The organism is Clostridium celatum, from assembly GCF_021412605.1.
In the GTDB taxonomy this organism is placed as follows: Bacteria; Bacillota; Clostridia; order Clostridiales; family Clostridiaceae; genus Clostridium; species Clostridium celatum.
In genome coordinates this window covers 86,408-106,873 of record NZ_JAJKGM010000005.1, presented here as the reverse complement: position 1 = coordinate 106,873, position 20,466 = coordinate 86,408, and the positions used below count along the sequence as shown (strand labels likewise).

Below are 20,466 nucleotides of genomic sequence, written 5' to 3'. Positions count from 1 at the left end.
TTCCTTTTTTTATTCATTCATTAAAATTTTTAATTCTTTTGCTGCATCCAATGATTTTTCTTTATATGAAGACATAAATTTATCCAAATGTCCTTTTATTTTATCTTCATTACACTTCATCCATTCAAATGCTCTTGTTAAATCTTTTTCACTTTCTAGTGCTTGTACTGGTATAACATAATTCTCATATTCTCCAAATATATCCTTAGCTATTCCTTTTGCTTTTATTGAATATCCTACTACTAAAGTTGGAACACCTGTAGCATAAGCTGCTATTGTAGAGTGTGTTCTTGCTCCAATAAACATTCTACATCTTGATATATATCCCTTTAAAACTTCACAATTATCATCTTCTATTACTATCACCCTACCAGTATGTTTAAATTTATTATATAATTCCATAGATGGAATCCTATCATCATTATTATCTTCCCAAATTACATGTGGAATAAGTGCAATATTCATATCAGTATTTTTAATTATATCTTCTATTAATACTTCATAATTTTTCATAGTAATTCCACTTATTTTTTCATTTTTCATTATCATAGGGCTTATATTTATACCTACTGTATTACCTTCTATAAATCCCTTTGGTAAGTCCTTATTAATCTTATTTAGTTGAAAAGCAGGATCTGGATATAATTTCACATTTGCACCTATATCTTCTAACGCACTTAATGTTAATGTTTCTCTAGTAATAATCAAATCATAGTTTCTTAAATCTTCTGCCATTTCTTCATCTATTTTACTTGGTTCGACTGAGCATCCCCATAAAACAGTTTTTATACCTTTTTTTCTTAGCATATTATGTAACATAGTAAATCTTTGGTATCCTGGATAACAATAGTTATCTCCCCCAATTGATAATGCTATTGTACTTTTATCTTGTCCATAAAATGTATCTCTATATTCTAACTCTTCTGATTTTAGTCTATTATTAAATAACTTTATATTTAAATACGCATTAGCATATGCTAATGTTAATTTACTAACTCTATTTTTTTCATCAACAACATTAACAACCTTATCTAAGTTATACTTTTTATCCTCATTTCTTCCACCTGATGCTAATGTAACAATTGCATTATCATATTTATTTCTTAATATTTTAGCTGTTGATCTTACTATTGCCTCACATCCATGATTTCCACTTCCATTATGTCCATATAAAAAGAATCTATTTTTACTCATACTTACCTCCAAATTTCTATTTACCAAATTTTTTATTCATAATAAATTTATATATATTGCATGAATAGGATAATACTATAAATACTATTTTCTCATTACTATTAATACTTTTATTAATTATTAACTCTCTTCTATATCTAGCTAATAATTTTTTCGTTTCATTCATATATAAAACACTACTCTTTTTCTTCCACTTACTATCTATTTGTTTTATATCAGAAATATACATAATAACTTGAGAAATTACTCCGTAAAATGAAGTATCCCATATACTTGGAATTTTTAACTTTATAAATTCTAAAATATCATAGGCAGCTTTTATACTATCTCTACTTGGCTCTTTAATAAACTTAGCCATAGCACCTATGCCCTCTCTATGTAAGTAATAATATCTACATCTAGTTGTAAATACAACATTACCAGCTTTGTATATAGCTTTATAACTAAAAATTAAATCTTCATATACTTTTAATTCTGGAAAATACAAATCATTTTCAAATAAAGATTTGTGTATTAATTTACCACAAGGTCCACCATTTAAATTTTTAAATTCAAATAATTCCTTTAAAGCTTTAGTAGAAGAATAGATTCCATTCTTCATTTCCTTCATTGAAATTAAAGTACCATCTTCCTTTACAGATCGTATTCCACATATACTCATTTTTACATTATTATTTACACATTCATCATATAAAACCTTCAAATAATTCGAATCAATATAATCATCACAATCAATAAAGCATATATATTCTCCTACTGCACTATTAATTCCTATATTTCTTGCATTACTTACTCCAGAATTATTTTGATGTATTACATTTATTCTTTGATCCTTCTTGGCTAATTCCTCACATACTTGTCCACTGTTATCACTTGAACCATCATTTACTACTATTATCTCAAATTCCTTTAAAGTTTGTTTTTGTAAGTTTTTTAAACAACTTTTTATATATTTTTCTCCATTATATACTGGAACTATAACACTAATTTTAACCATATTATTTACCTTAATTGGCGAATTGCCTCTTTCTTCTTAGTGATAAAATATATCCAAAAGGTAATGCTATTAGTGTTAACAACTTTGCATTACTTTTAAATATATAACTACATTCTTTACCTATAATAGATAAAGCTATATGCTGACATGCATAATTAAATCTATCTTTAAATCCTTTAGTAAATTTTAATTTATGATTATATAACATAGCATATCCCATTGGATTATTTTTTAATAAATTCCAATTTCCTCTTGTCAAACCATCCTCTAAATAATCACATATATATATGATATCTTTATGCCATCTTACTTTATATCCACTTAATGACATTTCATTTAAAACTATCTCTTCAGGTGAAAATTTCTCTCCATTCCAAACCTCAAACGGAAAATTTTTTAATATTTTTATTTTATATGCCTCACACATATCTGCATCTAAATTATATTTACTTCTATCTATATTAGTCGCATCTAAATAACCTATACTTTCATCAATATTAGGTTCGATTCCTTTAATATATTTCATATTAGGAAATGCTCTAGCTGCGCCTACTGCAACTATATCCTCTACTTCATCTACTTCTTTTATCCATATTTCTAATTTTTTTATTGCATCTTCTAGTAAATAATCATCCGAATCAACCATAAAAAAATACTTTCCTTTAGCTAGTTCTACTCCCTTATTTATAGCTCGTGGCTTTCCACCATTCTCAAATTTATAATACCTTATATTAAATTTATTATCACTTTTACACCAAGTATTAAATAAATCTTCTGTGTTATCACTAGATCCATCATCTATAACAAGCCACTCAAAATTAAATGAACTTTGAGCTTTTAGTGACTTATATAATTTTTCAATAATATATCCTCTATTATAAGTAGGAGTAAAAACTGTTATTAATATGTTATCCATCTTAAATTTTCCCCTTTAAAACTCCATATCTAATTTTTCTATAAATAACTTCTATTCTTTTCCTTATATACAGCAATATCAATAATACAAAACTGCTCTTGCTTTTTATTAAAAGTATAATTATCCTTTTAAATAAATTTTGATTATCACTAGTTAAACTCATTACAATTCTTTGATCACCATAAATTCTATTAATTACTTTTTTATTTTTACTAAAAGAATAATCAAACTCCTCATATAAATAACATAATGTAAAACTAGTTATAACTTTATTAATAATATTTTCATTATTAATATTTAACGAATTATTTTTACTAAGCATATTTTTAGCCTTTAAATTAATAAGTATCTGAGTAAAATAATCATTTTTAAAATTTATGCTAGTAGACGAATTTTCAGCATTTTGTAAATAATAGTAATATGATTCATTACAAAAATATATATCATTAATATAATCATATAACGTTAAATAAAAATCTAAATCCTCTGCTAATTTAATATTTTTATCAAATTTCAGTCTTATTTTTTCTATTAAACTTCTCTTTATCAATTTATTACTAACACACCCATATAGTCCTGTGCTAAACTGTTCTTCTACAAAATTATCCATTAAATCTTGTTTGTTTTTTAATCCGTTTAATGAAGGTATTATTTTACTTATACTATTATAATCTTTATCAACTTTTGTTAATCCAGTTAAAATTATATCTGGAGTATATTTATCAATTATCTTTTTTAATTCTTTAAACATATCTAAATCAATATAATCATCGCCATCAATAAATTGAATATATTTACCTTTTGCATGTTCTAATCCTATATTTCTTGCATTAGAAACTCCTGAATTATTTATGCTTATTATCTGAATTCTATTATCTTTTCTAAAAAATTCATTACATATTTTTAAAGAATCATCACTAGACCCATCATCTACTATTATTAATTCAAAATCCTTAAATGTTTGATTAAGTATGGAATTTATAGATCTATTTAAATAATTCATCTTATTATACACAGGCATAATTATACTTATTTGAGTCATCTAATTTCCCACCCTAAATATATATTTATAATTTTCTTTCATACTAATTAATTTCTTATATAATATTGGATTTATATAAAATATAATAAATCTTATCTTGTCTTTTAATAATATTTTTTTATTTATAATTTCCAATAAAATCTTATTATACTGTTCAAAATACCTCTTATAGTCAATTTCATTATCCAATTCTTTTATTTTAAAATAATAACCAATATTTACATCACAATATTCTTTTAAACTTTTTATAAATAAGTCAACATATCCTACACTCTTAAACAAGCTACATCTTTCATATAAAATATCTAAATTAACAAGATTCTCTTTAGAAAACTTTTTGTTAGTTATAGACTGAGCAACTTGAATATATTTATATAATGGTTGTCCTAATAGATATATATTTAACTTTTTACTATATATTTGCGTACAAATCTGCTCATCTTCATGAATAGAGTTTATAAATCTTAGATTATTAAATATACTCTTTTTATAAATTTTATTCCAAATGCATACACACAAAGCATTTTTATGCTGACCTTCATAAATAAAATCCATGAACTCTTTACTCGTATATATTCCCTCTAAACCATTCATTAAATCTTTGTTATATAAAGAAATATTATCTTTTGTAAAATATTCAAAATTACAAGCACATATATCTACTTTTTGTTTAATAGCATTTTCATATAAAATTTCATACATATTTTCTTCTATCCAATCGTCACTATCTAAAAAAGCTATCCATTGCCCAGTTGCCAAATCTAAACCTATATTTCTAGCAGAAGATACACCTTCATTTTCTTTATGAATAACTCTTATTCTACTATCACTCTTAGCATAATAATCACAAATTTCTCCACTTTTATCTGTTGAACCATCATTTATTAATAATATCTCTATATCTTTCATTGTTTGATTAATTGCACTTTCTATGCACTTATTTAAATACTTTTGTACATTATATACCGGTATAATAATACTTATTAATGCCAATTAAAATCTCCGCCCTTTCAATTATCTAGTATAAAATAATAAAGAGTATATCCAACTTAATTTATATTTTATTAATATAGTTACTATTTTTAATCCCTTAGACACTTGTGGTATTTTAAACTCTTTAAATATTTTTCTTACTCTATCATTACACATTATTTCTTTGCAATTTTTGCTCTTTTCTATAAATACGAGATTTGATTTTCCATTTTCTGATAGCATATTTAATGTAAAATACAACATATTAATCTTTATTTGTCTTGAAAAATCAAAGTCACTCTTGTTAAAATATTTTTCCATTCGTTCATTTATTTTTATATATGAATCCCATTTATTTTTATTGTAAGTTGATGTCGTAGAATTGGGATTATAAAAATAATTATAAAAGTATTTATTTTTCATATAATAAAATCTATTAGCATTATACATAGATTTAGATCCAAATATAGAATCCTCACAATAATGAATATCTTCATCATAAAATATATTATTTTTAATTAAAAATTCCCTTTTAAATAGACATGTACAATTTGATATTGTAGGTGGAAATTCTATATTTTCAAACATAATTAAACACGGGAATACTTCCTTTTTTATTCTATCCTTATCATAAAATCCACTCGATATTGGTTGAGATACATTGTATGATTTATCTACTCCCTTTTTAGAAAAATCACACATTATAAAATCCACATTAAATTCCTCTGCCTTTTCATACATACTCTTATACATATTAGATTCAATCCAATCATCTGAATCTATAAAGCTTATATATTTACCACTTGCTAACCTAATTCCATCATTTCTAGCAGCTGCTACACGAGAGTTTTTTTTATGTATAACCTTTATTCTACTATCTCTTCTTACGTATTCATCACAAATACTCGCGCTTGAATCTGTAGATCCATCATTCACTAATATTACTTCAATCTCTTTCATCTCTTGATTTAATATACTATCTACACATCTTTTTAAATATTTTTCAACATTATATACTGGAACAATTACACTTATAATAGGTAAACTATCGAATACCATACTTGTACTCCTTTTATTAATACTATTTAAAACATTTCATATAATTTTTTTAACTCATATTTGTTACTATAATCCGTGTTTCTTGAATTATTAGCTAACTTTTCTTTTAACTCTTTATTTCTATATAGCTTTTCTACTCCATTAGCAATGCCATCAATTGATAACTCACATATATATCCATCAATATTTTCTCTAACTTGACTTTTTGCTGTCGTATAATTTGTTATAATAACAGGCTTTCCAAGTATTTGAGCCTCACCTACAGTAACAGCTTTTCCTTCATATCTAGAAGGTTGTACATAAATATCACATACTTTCATATATGGATAAGGATTAGTTTTTTTACCTAATAATATAAAGCTATCTTTTAAGTTATTTTCTTCTATTAGTTCTTTTATAATAGCTTCATCTCCACCATATCCAACAACATACCATTTAATATTTGTAAATCCTCTGTCATGTAATACTCTTAAAGCCCTAACAGCATTATCAATGCCTTTAGCATGTGAAAGTCTTGCTACTGAAAGCAACTTAAAGCTATTATCTTTACTAATGTCATCATCTACCTTTTCTTCCGACATTCTTCTTATAAAATCAGGTGAAGTTATATTTTCCATTACCTTAACTTTATTATGTAAACTAGGATACTTTTTTAAGAAAGCATTTTTACATTCTTCTGATACTGCCATTATATAATCAAACTTATTCCACATTTTTAAGTCCATTTTTATATCAGTTTCTATTGTTGAATAATCTGTATGTATCCAAGCTATTTTAGTTTTAGCTTTAACCTTTTCTGCAACGAAATAATGAGGCCAAAGATAGCTTATTGCTACATCATATTCTTTATCTAGCTTAGGTAAAAAAGGTAATGCATATTTCCACATAAGCTGCATTTGAACTACACTTTCAGTATTATTCTTATTATCTTTTTTTGATAGTTCTCCAATTAATTTTGCTAATAATCTAGATGCTCCTAAAAATACTTTTCCTTCTTTTATAGTTTGTCCTATACCTTTTCTAAAAGTTGAATATGATTTGTGTTCTTCTAATAAATTAACTTTATCAGTTAAAAGATTCATAAAATCACCGGTATGTCTATATAACATTAAGTCAACTTCATTATTCTCATAATCGAAATTATTTAACATACTTATTAAACTTCTTTCAACTCCACCAACTTCCATATCAAAAGATGATATTAATATCTTCCTCATAATTTCACTCCTAGTTTATATCGATTTTATAAACATCTAATAAAGTATTAACTATATCTTCTATTTCATATCCTTTAGCTTTAAAGGCTTCTTCTATAGCTTCTTTATTATTATTTTTTTTGCCTATAAGCTTTAATGCTTCATCTGCCCATTTATCTATTCCATCATCTAGCTTAATTTGCTTTACAAGTCCTATTCCTAAATCTGCTTCTGGCTGTATAGCCTCTGATACTAAACAAGGCAATCCACTTGCTTGTGCCTCTAACATAACCAATCCTAACCCCTCATATATAGAAGGGAAAAGAAATATATCACAGCTATTCAATATTAAATCTACATCTTTCCTTAACCCTAGGAAAAAAACATTATCACTAATTCCTAATTTGATTACCTTTTTTTCTATCTCTTCCTTTAATGGTCCATCTCCAACTAAAATCAGCTTTATCCTATTATCTTTATTTATCATTTTATTTGCTACTTCTATTAAAAAGTTATGATTTTTAGCATCTACAAATCTTCCAATATGTCCAGTAATAATATCATCATCATTTAATTTTAATTTTTTTATTAAGTTAATATTATTATTAAAATTTAAAAACTTAGTATAATCCACATAATTAGGTAATACCTTATATTTATTATTCTTAATTATATTTTTTCCAAATAAGTATTCTCCTGCACTATTACTACATGCAATATAATTAGTCGAAAATAATATTATTAAAATTCTCATAATAGTAAAATAAATCTTTTTTATAATACTATTTCCCATATCTAAATTAGTATGTGAATGTGATATTCTTATTTTAGTTCCTGCTAATTTTGCTGCTATCATAGCTATTCCACAATTAAACAAAGTATGAGCATGAACTATATCATATCTTCCTTCTTTTATAATTTTATATAAATTCTTAATAGCCTTTAATTGCCCTATTTCAGCAGGAGATTTTGTGCTAATAATCTTTCCACCTAGCTCAATAATTTCCTTATCATAATATCCATCTCTATCATAATAAGATATAAAGTCGAATCTAATATCTTTATGAATTTGCCTATATAAATTCATAAGCATAGTTTCCGTTCCACCTATATCCATTCCACCTACTACATGTAATACTTTTTCTTTTTTATTCATATTAATCTCAACTTTCTATACTTAATAAAAGAAATTAATTATATTAAATTTACTTGTATAATTTATTCCACTCATCTTAGAATCTACTACAAAAAATACGATATAACATAAAATTAAGAAATAATATATAACTCTTTTCTCTTTAATATTATTAAAAGATTTTTTTATTATAAAAGGTAATGTTATAAGTACATATAACTGAGTATATATAGTAAATCTTGCAAATATCCAATTATAATAGGATATAGCCATTATAAGAAAATTAATCAAAGTCATATTTATAAATATGTTACCATTTTCCCATTGTTTCAAACTTTCTCTCTTTATATATGACAACATTACTGGCACAAAATAAACTATTACTCTAATAATATTTGCTCCACCTTCATTAAAATCTTCATATCCTGCATATTTCGAATTTCCTAATATTTTGTATATTAAACTTATTGCTGGCTCATAAAATATCATCACTACAATAAAAGCTATAATTGCAACCCATATCTGTTTAGACCATTCCTTCTGTATCGCAACTAAATATATTGGAATCATAACCAGTGCGGATATATGAAAAGTAGACAGTGCTATCATAATAAGACAATATGTTTTAAACTTTCTATTAATAATCAGTGGAGTACATAAAAATATTATTGATGCAACTAACGATTGTCTAATTCCATTCATTGTAACTATATAATATGAGACCATATATAAAAATACACCTAATTCAAAATTATCCTTTGAATATTTTCTGATGACCCATATATTGCATACATTTATTATTAATGAAGTTATTAAAATCATAAATTGTGGATCTTCAGATATACTTTTTAATATCATAAGAAATATTGTAAATCCTGGCTCATAAGCTGAATTAGCAATATCATAATTAGGAGTAATTGAATTATATGAATGTACATAATAATATGTGTCCCCTATTCCACTTCTTAATCCTGATACTAAAGTAAATATACTAATTATTACTATAGTAATTAATAAATTTGCATTACCATTTTTATCTTTAAAAATTACTGCTAATATTGCTAAAACAAATGTAATTATCAATGTAAAATAAAAAATATCCACACTTTCTACCCCTCTATATTAACTTCTGATATACTTACATTATTATGATATCTTCTAATTAAAGCTATTGGTATAAACATAGTAACTAATGGTTTTAACAAGTATAAATAATATTTCAATGGAATACTTAACCTTTTATATCCTCTACAACTTATTACAAATACATTAAAATAATTTCTAAATGTTCTTCTCTTATAAGCATCATTATCATCTCTTACTTTATATAATGCATCGTCTAAGTTATATCCTTTAAAACCTTCTTCAAAAAATCTAAACCATAAATCCATATCTTCACAACGAGTTGTATACTTAGTTACTCTATATCCATTTAATTTTTCATAAACTTCTCTCTTAGCTAATATAGTAGCATGACAAAAAGCTGTTCCTTTTATCATTGTAAATTTATTAGGTATATTCTCTTCTATGCCCCTTATTCCATTTATTCCATTTTCATCGAATGAAACCATTTTTGTTCCAACTAAATCATATTCTTCATTCTCACTTAAAAACTTAACCTGTTTTTCTAATCTATCATTTAAAGATATATCATCACCATCTTGTCTTGCTATATAATCCCCAGATGCGATCTCAAGGCATCTATTAAGTGTAGGAGCTAATGTTATATTATTTTCATTTGTAATAATCTTTATTTTATCTGGATATTTATTAGCATATTCTTTAGCTATATCTAAAGTTTTATCTTTAGAACAATCATCACACATAATAAGCTCCCAATTATCATATGTTTGTCCTAATATAGAATCTATACTTTCTCTTAAAGTACTTTCACAGTTATATATCCCCATTATTACAGAAACTTTTGGATTCATATGCTCCTCCTAATTCAAACTTTTGTATATGTCCATTAACTCCTTATTAACATTAACAACATCATAAGGTTCAATTTCTCTAACTATTTCTTCATCACTACTTTCATAAGTAGCAGCAACTTCTAGCATTATTTCTTTCATATAGTAATATTCTTTAATTGTTCTTGCTGTTGCTTGAAAGTCTCCAACTTTAACTAACTGTCCAACATTTTCATTGCAAACTAAATCTCTACATCCTCTAATATCTGTAGCAATAACTTTCTTTCCATTTGCCATAAGCTCCATAATATTTCTTGGAAGCCCTTCTCTATATGAAAGTAATGTTCCTATATCACTTATATTGATAAGTTCATTAACATCATTTCTAAAGCCTAAGAATAAAACCTTATCCCTAACCCCTCTAGCTAAGGCTTCTTGCTTTAATTCATTAAGCTTATCACCCTCACCAACAAACATTACTTTAAGTCTTGGACAATCTTCTTTTAATAATTCAATTGCTTTTATAAGCTGTATTTGGTTTTTATTTTCATTAAGCTCTGCAATCATTATTACAACAAAATCCTCATCTTTAATATTAAGCTCTTGTTTCTTTCTTTTTTGTTCTTCATAACTTAATGTTTTATATGAATTTAAGTCTAATCCAACACCTTTAACTAAATAGCTTTTTTTAGGCTTAAGCTTTGACTTTGTAATTTCATAATCTTCACTATTTATATTGATAGTAACATCAGTAAATTTTGCCATAACCTTCTCAATTGGATAATATAAAAGCCACCCTGCCTTTGATCCACCTTTTAAGAAATGATACCCATGAGCTGTATAAATAGTTTTTAGCTTAGGGAATTTAACCTTAAGTAATCTACCAAATATAGAAGCTATAGGTGTATGAACATGAACTATTCCATACTGATTTTCCTTTTGAATTTTTATAAGCTCCTTAAAAGCTTTAAAGTTTCCAATACTTAAAGGACTTCTGCTAAATGGAACCTCAAAAACTCTAACTCCCTTTTCAATTAAACCTTTATCAATTTCCTTATCAATAGAACATGCAATATCAACGCTATATCCATTTTCTAAAAGCATCTCTATATGAGGAATTAAAAAAGCATTAACAGTTCTACTAACTGTAGTTATATATAAAACTTTTTTCATATTTTCTTTACTCTTATCTTTTTCATTATTTTCTTCTAGCTTTACTATGCTAGCATCATTTATTTCTTTCTTTTTAATAATCTTACTTGGAACTCCAACATTAGTTGTATTGCTTAAAACATCCTTAACTACAACTGCACCAGCTCCAATAATTGAACCTTGTCCAACAGTTTTACCTTGAATTACAGTAGCTCCAGATCCAATAAGCACTCCTTCTTCTATAAGATCATTTCCAGAAATATTAACATTCCAAAGAAGTGAGGCATAATCTTTTATGATAGAATCATGACCAATACCACATTTTGGACTTACAATAACATGATCGCCTATAGTAATATTAGTAGTCATAATTACACCTGGATAAATTATAGTCCCAGCACCAATGCTAATGCTTTCATTAATAAAAACATCTGGATGAATTATAGTAGCAAAGTCAAAATCATCCTTTAGCTTATCTACAATATTTTTCTTAACTCTATAATTAGCTATAGCAACAACAATATTAGGTTTATTAATATAAGTTATGTCACCATTATTTCTATATCTATCTAAATAGCTTAAACCACCTAAAACAACATATCCATTAACAACTTTTCCCCACATAGATTCATTATCATCAACAATCCCTAGTATGTTCCACTTTGGAGTCCTAGCATTTATCTGCTCAATAATCAAAGCAACTTCTCTACCAACTCCACCAGCACCGATAATTATAATATCCATTTTCCTACCTCCCTCTACAATGTGATTTTTAATAATGTTATTATAGTTAGACATTAATTTTAATATGTAATATTTATACAATGCTGAAATAAATGTTTCATATTAATATTTTAATCTTCATAATAATAGTAATAATAACTATCCTTTTTGTTTTCTACGGCATTTAGTACTGTTCCAACAACATTAGATTTAACTTTTTCTAGTTCCTTATATCCTTTAACTATATCAACACTCTTTGTTACTCCAGCTCTTACAACTAAAATAGTTCCATCAACCTTTGCTGATAGTACAACCCCATCATTTATATTTCTAACTGGAGGTGTATCAATAATTACATAATCATAAACATCCTTTAAAGCTGCTATTAAATCTTCCATTGCTTTTGAAGAAACCATTTCTGCTGGATTTGGTGTTTTTTGACCTGCTGTAATAATATGTACATTATCTTCTATCTTATTAACAACCTCATTAACCTTTTTCTTACCAATAAGGCAATCTGTTAATCCTGCAGTATTTGCTACTCTAAATTTTTTATGTATTGTAGGCTTTCTTAAGTCAGCATCAACAATAATAACTTTTTTTCCACCTTGAGCTAAAACAAAAGCTAAATTACCAGAAACAGTAGACTTTCCTTCTCCTGGATTACTACTAGTAACAACTAATGTTTTTAACTTCTTATCAACAGATGAGTATTCTAAACTTGTTCTTAGTCCTCTATAAGCTTCTGCTAATAAAGATTTTGGATTTTCTTTAACAGTTAACATATTATGCCCTCCTAACTTGCCTTTTTGTTATTTCTTTTATTTTTCTTGCTTCTGCTTATTTCATCATCTTCTAAAGGTAATTCCCCTAATACTGGTATTGGTAATAATTTTTCTAAATCTTCTCTTCTTGCTAAAGTATCATCTAAATAATCTAAAACAAATACTAATCCAATTCCCATTAATAAACCTGCAATAAGCCCTACTAAAACTACCTTAGCCTTTGCTGGTACTTTTTCAACTACCTTTACACTTTCAATAACCTTTGTATATGTATTTAAAACTATTTCTTTTACTCCAACTTCAAACTCACTAGATAATGTACTTACTACCTTTTCTGCTGTTGTTGGGTTATCCGAAGTATATCCTATAGTAAGTATTGGTGCATTTTGCGATGCAGTAAAGCTTAATCCACCCATAAGCTGACCTGGAGTCATATTTAAGTTTCCTTTGTCTATAACTTTTTTCATAAAGTCATCTGTTTTGATTATTTCTATGTATGAATTTATTAAACTAGCATAACTACTTAATTCACTACTGCTATAATCACCTTGAATATTTTCATTTTTCCCTGCAAATATCTTAACTGTTGCTGTATAGCTTGACTTCATTTTAAATGTAGCAAAAATACCAGCTAATAATGTAAATGCTAATGCACAAATTACTATTAATTTAAATCTTTTCTTTAAAACATATAAAAGCTCATCAATATTTAAAGTCTTTTCGTCCATTTTTTCCTCCTAATCAGTAACTACCCGCGGGGCCAATCCAAAAATTGGATTGACCCCGCGGGTCATCCATTAATTATTTCCATTAAAGAATTCTGCTGTAGCTTGACCTTCTTGGCTTATTCCTTCTCTCTTAGAGACTTTATAAAAAGTCATAAAGAATATTTTTATATCAAGCCATAAACTCCAGTTTTCAACATACCAAACATCAAGCTCAAACTTTTCATTCCAAGTTAATGAGTTTCTTCCATTAATTTGAGCCCATCCAGTAAGTCCTGGTGTTACATCATGTCTTTTTATTTGTCTTTCGTTATATAAAGGAAGATATTGAACAAGTAATGGTCTTGGCCCAATTAAACTCATATCTCCTTTTAATATATTTATAAGCTCTGGTAATTCATCTAAGCTTAAGCTTCTTAAAGTTTTACCAAGCTTAGTCATTCTAAGCTCATCTGGAAGCTGATCCCCATTCTTATCAACAGCATCCTTCATAGTTCTAAACTTAATCATCTCAAACTCTTTATTGCCCTTTCCAATTCTCTTTTGTCTAAAGAATATTGGACTACCAAGCTTTGTTCTTATAAGTATTGCACATATAAGTAAAACTGGTGATAATACTATAAGCCCCCCAAGAGCACAAAGTATATCAAACACTCTTTTTATTACTAAACTAAATCTATTCATTAAATAATCCCCTAAAACTACTTCACTACAATTTTATATAAATACACTTTTTACTATATTTATAACTTTATCTATTTCTTCTTCAGTCATTTTTGTATCTGATGGTAAGCATAATCCCCTATTGAATATTTCTTCTCCTACGCTTATTCCATATTCATTATGATTGAAGAATTCAAATTCACTATAGTATGGTTGCATATGCATTGGCTTCCATATTGGTCTACTTTCAATGTTCTTTTCTTCTAAAGCTAATATAATATCAAGTGGCTTAACCTTGCTTTCTTCCTTTAAAGTCATACAAGATAACCAGTAGTTTGGCTCACCATATTCACAAATTGGCATCATTGCTATATCTTCAATATCTTTAAATGCTTCTGTATATCTTTCAAAGATATGCTTCTTTTGAGCTATTCTTTCGTTTAAAACTCTAAGTTGTCCTCTACCAATACCTGCTGTTATATTTGACATTCTGTAGTTGTAGCCAAGCTCTGTATGTTCGTAATGTCTTGCATTATCTCTAGATTGAGTTGACCAAAATCTAGCCTTTGCTATTTTTTCAACATCATCTGAAACTAACATTCCACCACCTGAAGTAGTGATTATTTTATTTCCATTAAATGAAAATACTCCAAACTCACCAAAGGTACCTGTTTGTTTTCCTTTATATGTCGCTCCAAGTGATTCTGCTGCATCTTCAATTATTGGAGTGTTGTATCTATTACAAATTTCCATGATTTTATCCATATCAGCTGATTGTCCATAAAGATGAACTACTATAACAGCTCTAGGCATTTTGTTTTCTTCCTTAGCTTTAATAAAAGCTTTTTCTAAAGCTAAAGGTGACATATTCCAGCTTTCTGGTTCTGAATCTATAAATACTGGCTCTCCATGCTCATACATTATTGGATTACAACTTGCTGCAAAAGTTAAACTTGTACAGAAAACCCTATCTCCCTTTTTCATTCCAATTGCCTTTAAAGCTAAATGAATTGCTGATGTTCCTGAAACTAAAGCTGCTGCATCCTTAGCCCCAACATACTCTGCAACTTCCTTTTCAAAATTATTGACATTTGGTCCAAGAGGTGCAACCCAGTTAGTATCAAAAGCTTCCTTAACAAAGTCCTGCTCCATTCCACCCATATGAGGAGATGCTAAATATATTCTCTTATTTTCCACGTTCTATTCCCCCAATCTTTTTTATTTAGGGGAATTTGCTTCTCCCCCATTACTTCATATTGCTCTTTCATGACTTACTTCTAGATCAACTTAATAAAATTACTCCTATGATAAAACACTTAAAAATTATTTACAAAATTTATATAATATTGAAGTGAATATTTAATATTAACCTTTCTAAATAACCTTACTATTTATTTCTTCTGGTTCTTTAAATGTATCAACAACCATCTTTAATTGTTTCTTAAGTCTAATCTTACTTCCTTTAGTTGCATATTTTAAAAGTTCTTCTGTCTTTTGAGCGATATCATCAATTTCAAAATCTCCTGGTTTTCCTATAAATATCTTCTCATGCTTTGTTTCTGTTAACCCTTCTTCATTCATAAGAAGTTCTTCATATAGCTTTTCTCCTGGTCTAAGTCCAGTAACTTCTATCTTTATATCTCTATGTGGCTCATATCCACTTAGCTTTATAAGATTTTCTGCTAAATCGTATATTTTAACTGGTTTACCCATATCAAGTACAAATATTTCTCCACCTTCTGCATAAGCTCCAGCTTGAAGTACCAATTGTGATGCTTCTGGTATTGTCATAAAGTATCTTGTTATCTCCTTATGAGTTAAAGTAACTGGCCCACCTGCTGCTATTTGCTTTTTGAATAATGGAATTACTGAACCATTACTTCCAAGTACATTACCAAATCTAACTGCAACAAATTCTGTATCACTTACTTTGTTAAATGCTTGTACTATCATTTCACACATTCTCTTAGTTGCACCCATTATATTTGTAGGATTTACCGCTTTATCTGTTGAAATAAGAACAAATTTTTCCACTCCATAGCTATTTGCAAATTCTGCTGTATTGAAAGTACCAACAACATTATTTTTAATAGCTTCTTCTGGGCTAATCTCCATTAGTGGAACATGCTTATGAGCTGCTGCATGGAACACTACATTTGGATTATATCTTGTATAAATCTGTCTTAATCTTTGCCTATCTCTAACTGAACCTATAAGAGTAACTAAGTTTAAATCTGGATATGTTCTTTTAAGTTCATTTTGAATATCGTAGGCATTATTTTCATAAATATCAAAAATTATAAGTTGTTTTGGTTTAAATTTAGAAATTTGTCTGCAAAGTTCAGAACCGATAGATCCCCCACCACCAGTAACTAATACAGTTTTTCCTTCTAAATAATCTGCTATACCATCGTGATCTAATTTGATAGTTTCCCTTCCTAATAAGTCTTCTACATCTACATCCCTTATTTTATTAATAGAAAACTTACCATCTATCATTTCAGCTACACCAGGCATAATTTTAACTGCAATTTTTGCTTCTGTGCATTTTTCTATAAGCTCTTTTAAAACTTGATCTTTAATAGAAGCAATAGCAATTATAATTTCATCTACTTTTTTTTCTTTAGCAACTCTTATGATGTCTTCTCTATTTCCGTAAACTTTAACCCCATTTACATATGTCCCTAACTTTTGTCTGTCATCATCAATAAAAGCTACTACTTTTCTCTTAAGTTGTGGAAATTTCTTATATTCATTTGAAACAAGTGCTCCCCCAGAACCTGCTCCTATAATAAGTACTCTTTTTAAATCCTCTGGATTACTAGCTTCATTATACATAATAGCTCTTCTTAAAATTCTCCATGCAACTCTAACTCCATTACAAAGAATTAAAATCATAATCCCAGCAAGTAAAGTGACCATTAAAGGAATTCTTTCTTTACTAATTAGTGAAATTAAAACAGATACTACTCCCCCCAAAGTAACTGCTATAACTCCATTAACAATTTCATTAATCCCAGCTAATGTCCATATACTTTTGTATTGTTTAAATATGTAAAAAATTAAAATATAAATAATTGCACTTAAAATCACTTTTCCAAAATGACTACCAAAACTTGCTATGATTTGAATTAAAGTGCTATCACTTAAATAGAATCTAAATATAAACCCTAAAAAATAAGATAGTAGTATTAAAACAAAATCAGTAATAACTAAAGTTGTCATCTTAATCTTTCTATTACTTAAGATATCCTTCATCATCATCCCCCCTTTGTATGTTAAATTTTAAACATTGTTAACGTTAACTTAATTCTAAGATATACCATTAGTGTTGTTTAAAACCAACTACATTTAATGATATTTTTCTCCTCATAATATCAATTTAATTATAACACGCTTTACTATTTTAATAAAATTTATAATTTTATAATAATCTTCCACTGAAAACGTTTGTTTTTCTCTAATAAATTCCTTGCATTCCTTTATTTTTATTAGCTGTTCTACACAATTCATTTTTTTTACTGTATCCTTCTATTTTTTCTAACTTTATTTGAGTAAGACTGTTTTTTATCAATTAAACTTTATATATTAAAAAATAATTTTTGTCGAATACTGACGATTAATTTTTTTATATTTTTTATATCTTTTTATTTTTCTTCTGCTTTTCTTATATTCTCCTCATGTTTTTCTTATGTTTTTCTTATAATCTTTATAAATTTATAGTTTTTAGTTTTTCATATATAAATATATTTAAATTTTATTAATTATTAACTGTATTTATCCATATTTTAATTTGTACTTATCTTTATTTTTATAGCAATTACCTTTTCGTTGTTATTTTTGAATTCTTATTATAATTTTATTTATAATTACTAATACATAAATCTTAATATCTATATATTTATTTTACATATTATGGTATAATATTTTTATGAATGTTATCTCAAAATTCCTTTCTGATTCCTCAAACCACTCTTCCAAATTATCCTATCAAATCACATTTTCAAACTAACCTTAATATTACCCTTTACTAAAGCACAATTAATGTAAATATTCTATCTATTCTATATCCTACTTTCTCTTATCTTTTCTCGCTATAATATATTTCCCATCCTATATCTTACTCTGTTATATTTTGTCCAAAGATATATCTATCTTTATTTAAATACTTAGATTTACTTAAATACTTATCTAATAACATTAACTTCTTCATACTCCTACTACTTCTTACATCTGTCATATCTTATCCCCGTATATCTTGCCCCTGTTATACTCTATTTAAATGTAATCTTGATTCTCTTCTTTATCACTGATTACACTCCCAGTATTTCATATCTTAATTTTTCTAATAATTCATATACTAAAATTTTTAAAGAAGGTGATTTATATTGAAAGAATACTCAAACTCTCCAAAGCTAGAAATTTTAAAAAGTGCCCAAGCTGGTGATGAATCTGCCAAGCTTTGTATCATAAATAAATATGAAAAACTAATCTTAAAATACTCAAATTCCTATCATTTAAAGAACTATGATATTGATGACTTAATTCAAATAGGAAATATGGCTGTTCTTTATGCAATTAATAAATTTGACCTAGAAAAAGGTAACCGTTGTATTGATTCCTATATGATTAACTCCATAAAAAATGCTTACAGAAATCTTGGTAGAGAAAACATTAAGTATTCAAATGAATCTAGTCTTAATATTCTTGTTAAAACTGGTGATTACGTTAGTGAAATTATCGACTTAATTGAAGATAATATAAATATTGAAAATCTAGCTATAGACAAGGACTCTATAAAAACATTAACTGAAGCTCTAACCCACCTATCTAACTTTGAAAAAAATCTAATAAAGGAAGTTTACCTAACTCCAAAAGGCTCTTTATTAAAATATTGCAAATCAAATAACCTTTCATATAATCAAACTAGAACAAAACTAAAATCAATTCTCAAATTTCTAAAAGAATCTATAAGTTAATATCTTACCCCAAAATGTAAATTAATAAAAAGCAAAAGTCAGCATAACTCTGATTTAAAATCAAATTTACACTGACTCTTACTGTCCTCATGCTTTTTATTTAAAAGTTGCCATTTTTAAACTGAACATGCTTATTATTAAATTACCTATGACTACTAATCTCTATCTTTAAGTTTTACCAAATCCCTAAAAGCTTTTTTCTTTCCTTAATAAACTTTCCACTAAACTCTATTTCTCCATCTTCAACTAATAAATTAGAATTTTTCTTAAAATCTTCCTTATATTTTTTATCAATAGAATCTATTAAATCAAAAGCTTCTGTCATATCTGTGCTTCTGCTTTCATCTCTATGAGCATCTGACCCTATAAAGCTATAAACTCCATTTTCAAGATACTTCATAGCAAGCTTCTTAACATCTTTTCCAAAATACCCAGTTAAGCTACCTGCATTAAGCTGAAATAAAAATCCTTCTTCTATAAAATTATTAATTAACCATGGTTTCTTCAAGAACACTTTATATCTTTCTGGATGGGCTATAATTGCTACTATACCTCTTATTTGTAATTCATATATATCATTTAAAATTGCATCTATATCAAAATCCCTCATAGGAAATTCAATTAACATATATCTAGATTTATTTATTGTCCCAATAATACCATCTGTAAAATACTCTACAATTTTTTCAGTATAATAAACCTCTTGTCCTGTATAGATTTCAATATTAATATTATTCTTTTTAGCCTCTATTCTCAATTGCTCTGCACATTCCTCAATTTCACTATATTCAAAATTATAAATACCTCTTAAATAATGTGGTGTTGCAACTATTCCCTTAATTCCAATTTCCTCAGATTTTCTAAGCATATTAAGTGCCATATCCAAATTCTTTGCACCATCATCTACATTATTAATAATATGTGAATGTATATCTATCATCTTCTTTACCCCTCCTAAAACTACTGAAACCTACTACAATTAAACTTCTCCAATAAATCCTTATATAACAGTTTT

Annotated in this window: 18 protein-coding genes; 1 reads left to right on the top strand and 17 read right to left on the bottom strand. The window is 26.8% G+C overall.

Annotated features, from left to right (window positions below; genetic code table 11):
• Positions 1 to 9 precede the first annotated feature (9 nt).
• The 16 genes from LPC13_RS03910 to LPC13_RS03835 form a co-directional block, all read right to left on the bottom strand.
• Positions 10 to 1,194 carry a polysaccharide pyruvyl transferase family protein gene (locus LPC13_RS03910; protein WP_040418509.1) on the bottom strand — a complete coding sequence of 395 codons (1,185 nt, stop codon included), beginning with the start codon at positions 1,192 to 1,194 and terminating at the stop codon, positions 10 to 12.
• Positions 1,195 to 1,210: 16 nt separating this feature from the next.
• A complete protein-coding gene (locus LPC13_RS03905; RefSeq protein ID WP_234088604.1) occupies positions 1,211 to 2,191 on the bottom strand; it encodes a glycosyltransferase family 2 protein in 981 nt (326 codons plus the stop codon).
• Positions 2,192 to 2,201: 10 nt separating this feature from the next.
• Entirely contained in the window at positions 2,202 to 3,107 is a 906-nt protein-coding gene (locus LPC13_RS03900; RefSeq protein ID WP_005210396.1) for a glycosyltransferase family 2 protein, read from the bottom strand.
• A 1-nt stretch (position 3,108) separates the two neighbouring features.
• Positions 3,109 to 4,149 carry a glycosyltransferase family 2 protein gene (locus tag LPC13_RS03895; protein WP_005210398.1) on the bottom strand — a complete coding sequence of 347 codons (1,041 nt, stop codon included), beginning with the start codon at positions 4,147 to 4,149 and terminating at the stop codon, positions 3,109 to 3,111.
• Positions 4,150 to 5,142: a glycosyltransferase gene (locus LPC13_RS03890; protein ID WP_005210400.1), complete on the bottom strand. Its 993-nt coding sequence runs from the start codon at positions 5,140 to 5,142 to the stop codon at positions 4,150 to 4,152.
• Between the two features lie 21 nt (positions 5,143 to 5,163).
• Positions 5,164 to 6,180, bottom strand: a complete 1,017-nt coding sequence (locus LPC13_RS03885; RefSeq protein ID WP_234088603.1) for a glycosyltransferase family 2 protein — start codon at positions 6,178 to 6,180, stop codon at positions 5,164 to 5,166.
• Between the two features lie 26 nt (positions 6,181 to 6,206).
• Positions 6,207 to 7,397, bottom strand: a complete 1,191-nt coding sequence (locus LPC13_RS03880) for a glycosyltransferase (protein ID WP_040418511.1) — start codon at positions 7,395 to 7,397, stop codon at positions 6,207 to 6,209.
• 10 nt (positions 7,398 to 7,407) lie between these two features.
• Entirely contained in the window at positions 7,408 to 8,532 is a 1,125-nt protein-coding gene (locus tag LPC13_RS03875) for a glycosyltransferase family 1 protein (protein ID WP_234088602.1), read from the bottom strand.
• A gap of 21 nt (positions 8,533 to 8,553) precedes the next feature.
• Positions 8,554 to 9,615, bottom strand: a complete 1,062-nt coding sequence (locus tag LPC13_RS03870; protein WP_005210409.1) for an EpsG family protein — start codon at positions 9,613 to 9,615, stop codon at positions 8,554 to 8,556.
• A gap of 5 nt (positions 9,616 to 9,620) precedes the next feature.
• Positions 9,621 to 10,445, bottom strand: a complete 825-nt coding sequence (locus tag LPC13_RS03865) for a glycosyltransferase family 2 protein (RefSeq protein WP_005210411.1) — start codon at positions 10,443 to 10,445, stop codon at positions 9,621 to 9,623.
• Between the two features lie 9 nt (positions 10,446 to 10,454).
• The gene (locus tag LPC13_RS03860) at positions 10,455 to 12,320 is read right to left on the bottom strand and encodes a NeuD/PglB/VioB family sugar acetyltransferase (RefSeq protein WP_234088601.1); all 1,866 of its coding nucleotides are present in this window, start codon (positions 12,318 to 12,320) and stop codon (positions 10,455 to 10,457) included.
• A 110-nt stretch (positions 12,321 to 12,430) separates the two neighbouring features.
• Positions 12,431 to 13,084 carry a CpsD/CapB family tyrosine-protein kinase gene (locus LPC13_RS03855; RefSeq protein WP_005210413.1) on the bottom strand — a complete coding sequence of 218 codons (654 nt, stop codon included), beginning with the start codon at positions 13,082 to 13,084 and terminating at the stop codon, positions 12,431 to 12,433.
• Positions 13,085 to 13,095: 11 nt separating this feature from the next.
• Positions 13,096 to 13,812: a YveK family protein gene (locus tag LPC13_RS03850; protein ID WP_005210416.1), complete on the bottom strand. Its 717-nt coding sequence runs from the start codon at positions 13,810 to 13,812 to the stop codon at positions 13,096 to 13,098.
• A 69-nt stretch (positions 13,813 to 13,881) separates the two neighbouring features.
• On the bottom strand, positions 13,882 to 14,493 hold the full coding sequence (locus tag LPC13_RS03845; protein WP_005210418.1) for a sugar transferase: 612 nt from the start codon (positions 14,491 to 14,493) through the stop codon (positions 13,882 to 13,884).
• A gap of 33 nt (positions 14,494 to 14,526) precedes the next feature.
• The gene (locus LPC13_RS03840) at positions 14,527 to 15,633 is read right to left on the bottom strand and encodes a DegT/DnrJ/EryC1/StrS family aminotransferase (protein ID WP_234088618.1); all 1,107 of its coding nucleotides are present in this window, start codon (positions 15,631 to 15,633) and stop codon (positions 14,527 to 14,529) included.
• 213 nt (positions 15,634 to 15,846) lie between these two features.
• Complete coding sequence (locus tag LPC13_RS03835) at positions 15,847 to 17,736, bottom strand: polysaccharide biosynthesis protein (protein WP_005210420.1); 1,890 nt, start codon at positions 17,734 to 17,736, stop codon at positions 15,847 to 15,849.
• Between the two features lie 1,124 nt (positions 17,737 to 18,860).
• On the opposite strand from LPC13_RS03835, the gene LPC13_RS03830 reads away from it, so the two are divergent.
• Positions 18,861 to 19,451 carry a sigma-70 family RNA polymerase sigma factor gene (locus LPC13_RS03830; RefSeq protein WP_005210423.1) on the top strand — a complete coding sequence of 197 codons (591 nt, stop codon included), beginning with the start codon at positions 18,861 to 18,863 and terminating at the stop codon, positions 19,449 to 19,451.
• Between the two features lie 175 nt (positions 19,452 to 19,626).
• Here LPC13_RS03830 and LPC13_RS03825 read toward each other — a convergent pair whose 3' ends face one another.
• On the bottom strand, positions 19,627 to 20,391 hold the full coding sequence (locus LPC13_RS03825) for a tyrosine-protein phosphatase (RefSeq protein WP_005210424.1): 765 nt from the start codon (positions 20,389 to 20,391) through the stop codon (positions 19,627 to 19,629).
• Positions 20,392 to 20,466 lie beyond the last annotated feature (75 nt).

Bases quoted from the DNA above. Each gene is read 5' to 3' on its own strand.
- LPC13_RS03835 (WP_005210420.1), bottom strand. From the start codon at position 17,736: ATGATGATGAAGGATATCTTAAGTAATAGAAAGATTAAGATGACAACT.
- LPC13_RS03905 (WP_234088604.1), bottom strand. From the start codon at position 2,191: ATGGTTAAAATTAGTGTTATAGTTCCAGTATATAATGGAGAAAAATAT.
- LPC13_RS03895 (WP_005210398.1), bottom strand. From the start codon at position 4,149: ATGACTCAAATAAGTATAATTATGCCTGTGTATAATAAGATGAATTAT.
- LPC13_RS03900 (WP_005210396.1), bottom strand. From the start codon at position 3,107: ATGGATAACATATTAATAACAGTTTTTACTCCTACTTATAATAGAGGA.
- LPC13_RS03885 (WP_234088603.1), bottom strand. From the start codon at position 6,180: ATGGTATTCGATAGTTTACCTATTATAAGTGTAATTGTTCCAGTATAT.
- LPC13_RS03825 (WP_005210424.1), bottom strand. From the start codon at position 20,391: ATGATAGATATACATTCACATATTATTAATAATGTAGATGATGGTGCA.
- LPC13_RS03880 (WP_040418511.1), bottom strand. From the start codon at position 7,397: ATGAGGAAGATATTAATATCATCTTTTGATATGGAAGTTGGTGGAGTT.
- LPC13_RS03910 (WP_040418509.1), bottom strand. From the start codon at position 1,194: ATGAGTAAAAATAGATTCTTTTTATATGGACATAATGGAAGTGGAAAT.
- LPC13_RS03855 (WP_005210413.1), bottom strand. From the start codon at position 13,084: ATGTTAACTGTTAAAGAAAATCCAAAATCTTTATTAGCAGAAGCTTAT.
- LPC13_RS03850 (WP_005210416.1), bottom strand. From the start codon at position 13,812: ATGGACGAAAAGACTTTAAATATTGATGAGCTTTTATATGTTTTAAAG.
- LPC13_RS03865 (WP_005210411.1), bottom strand. From the start codon at position 10,445: ATGAATCCAAAAGTTTCTGTAATAATGGGGATATATAACTGTGAAAGT.
- LPC13_RS03845 (WP_005210418.1), bottom strand. From the start codon at position 14,493: ATGAATAGATTTAGTTTAGTAATAAAAAGAGTGTTTGATATACTTTGT.
- LPC13_RS03875 (WP_234088602.1), bottom strand. From the start codon at position 8,532: ATGAATAAAAAAGAAAAAGTATTACATGTAGTAGGTGGAATGGATATA.
- LPC13_RS03860 (WP_234088601.1), bottom strand. From the start codon at position 12,320: ATGGATATTATAATTATCGGTGCTGGTGGAGTTGGTAGAGAAGTTGCT.
- LPC13_RS03840 (WP_234088618.1), bottom strand. From the start codon at position 15,633: ATGGGTGGAATGGAGCAGGACTTTGTTAAGGAAGCTTTTGATACTAAC.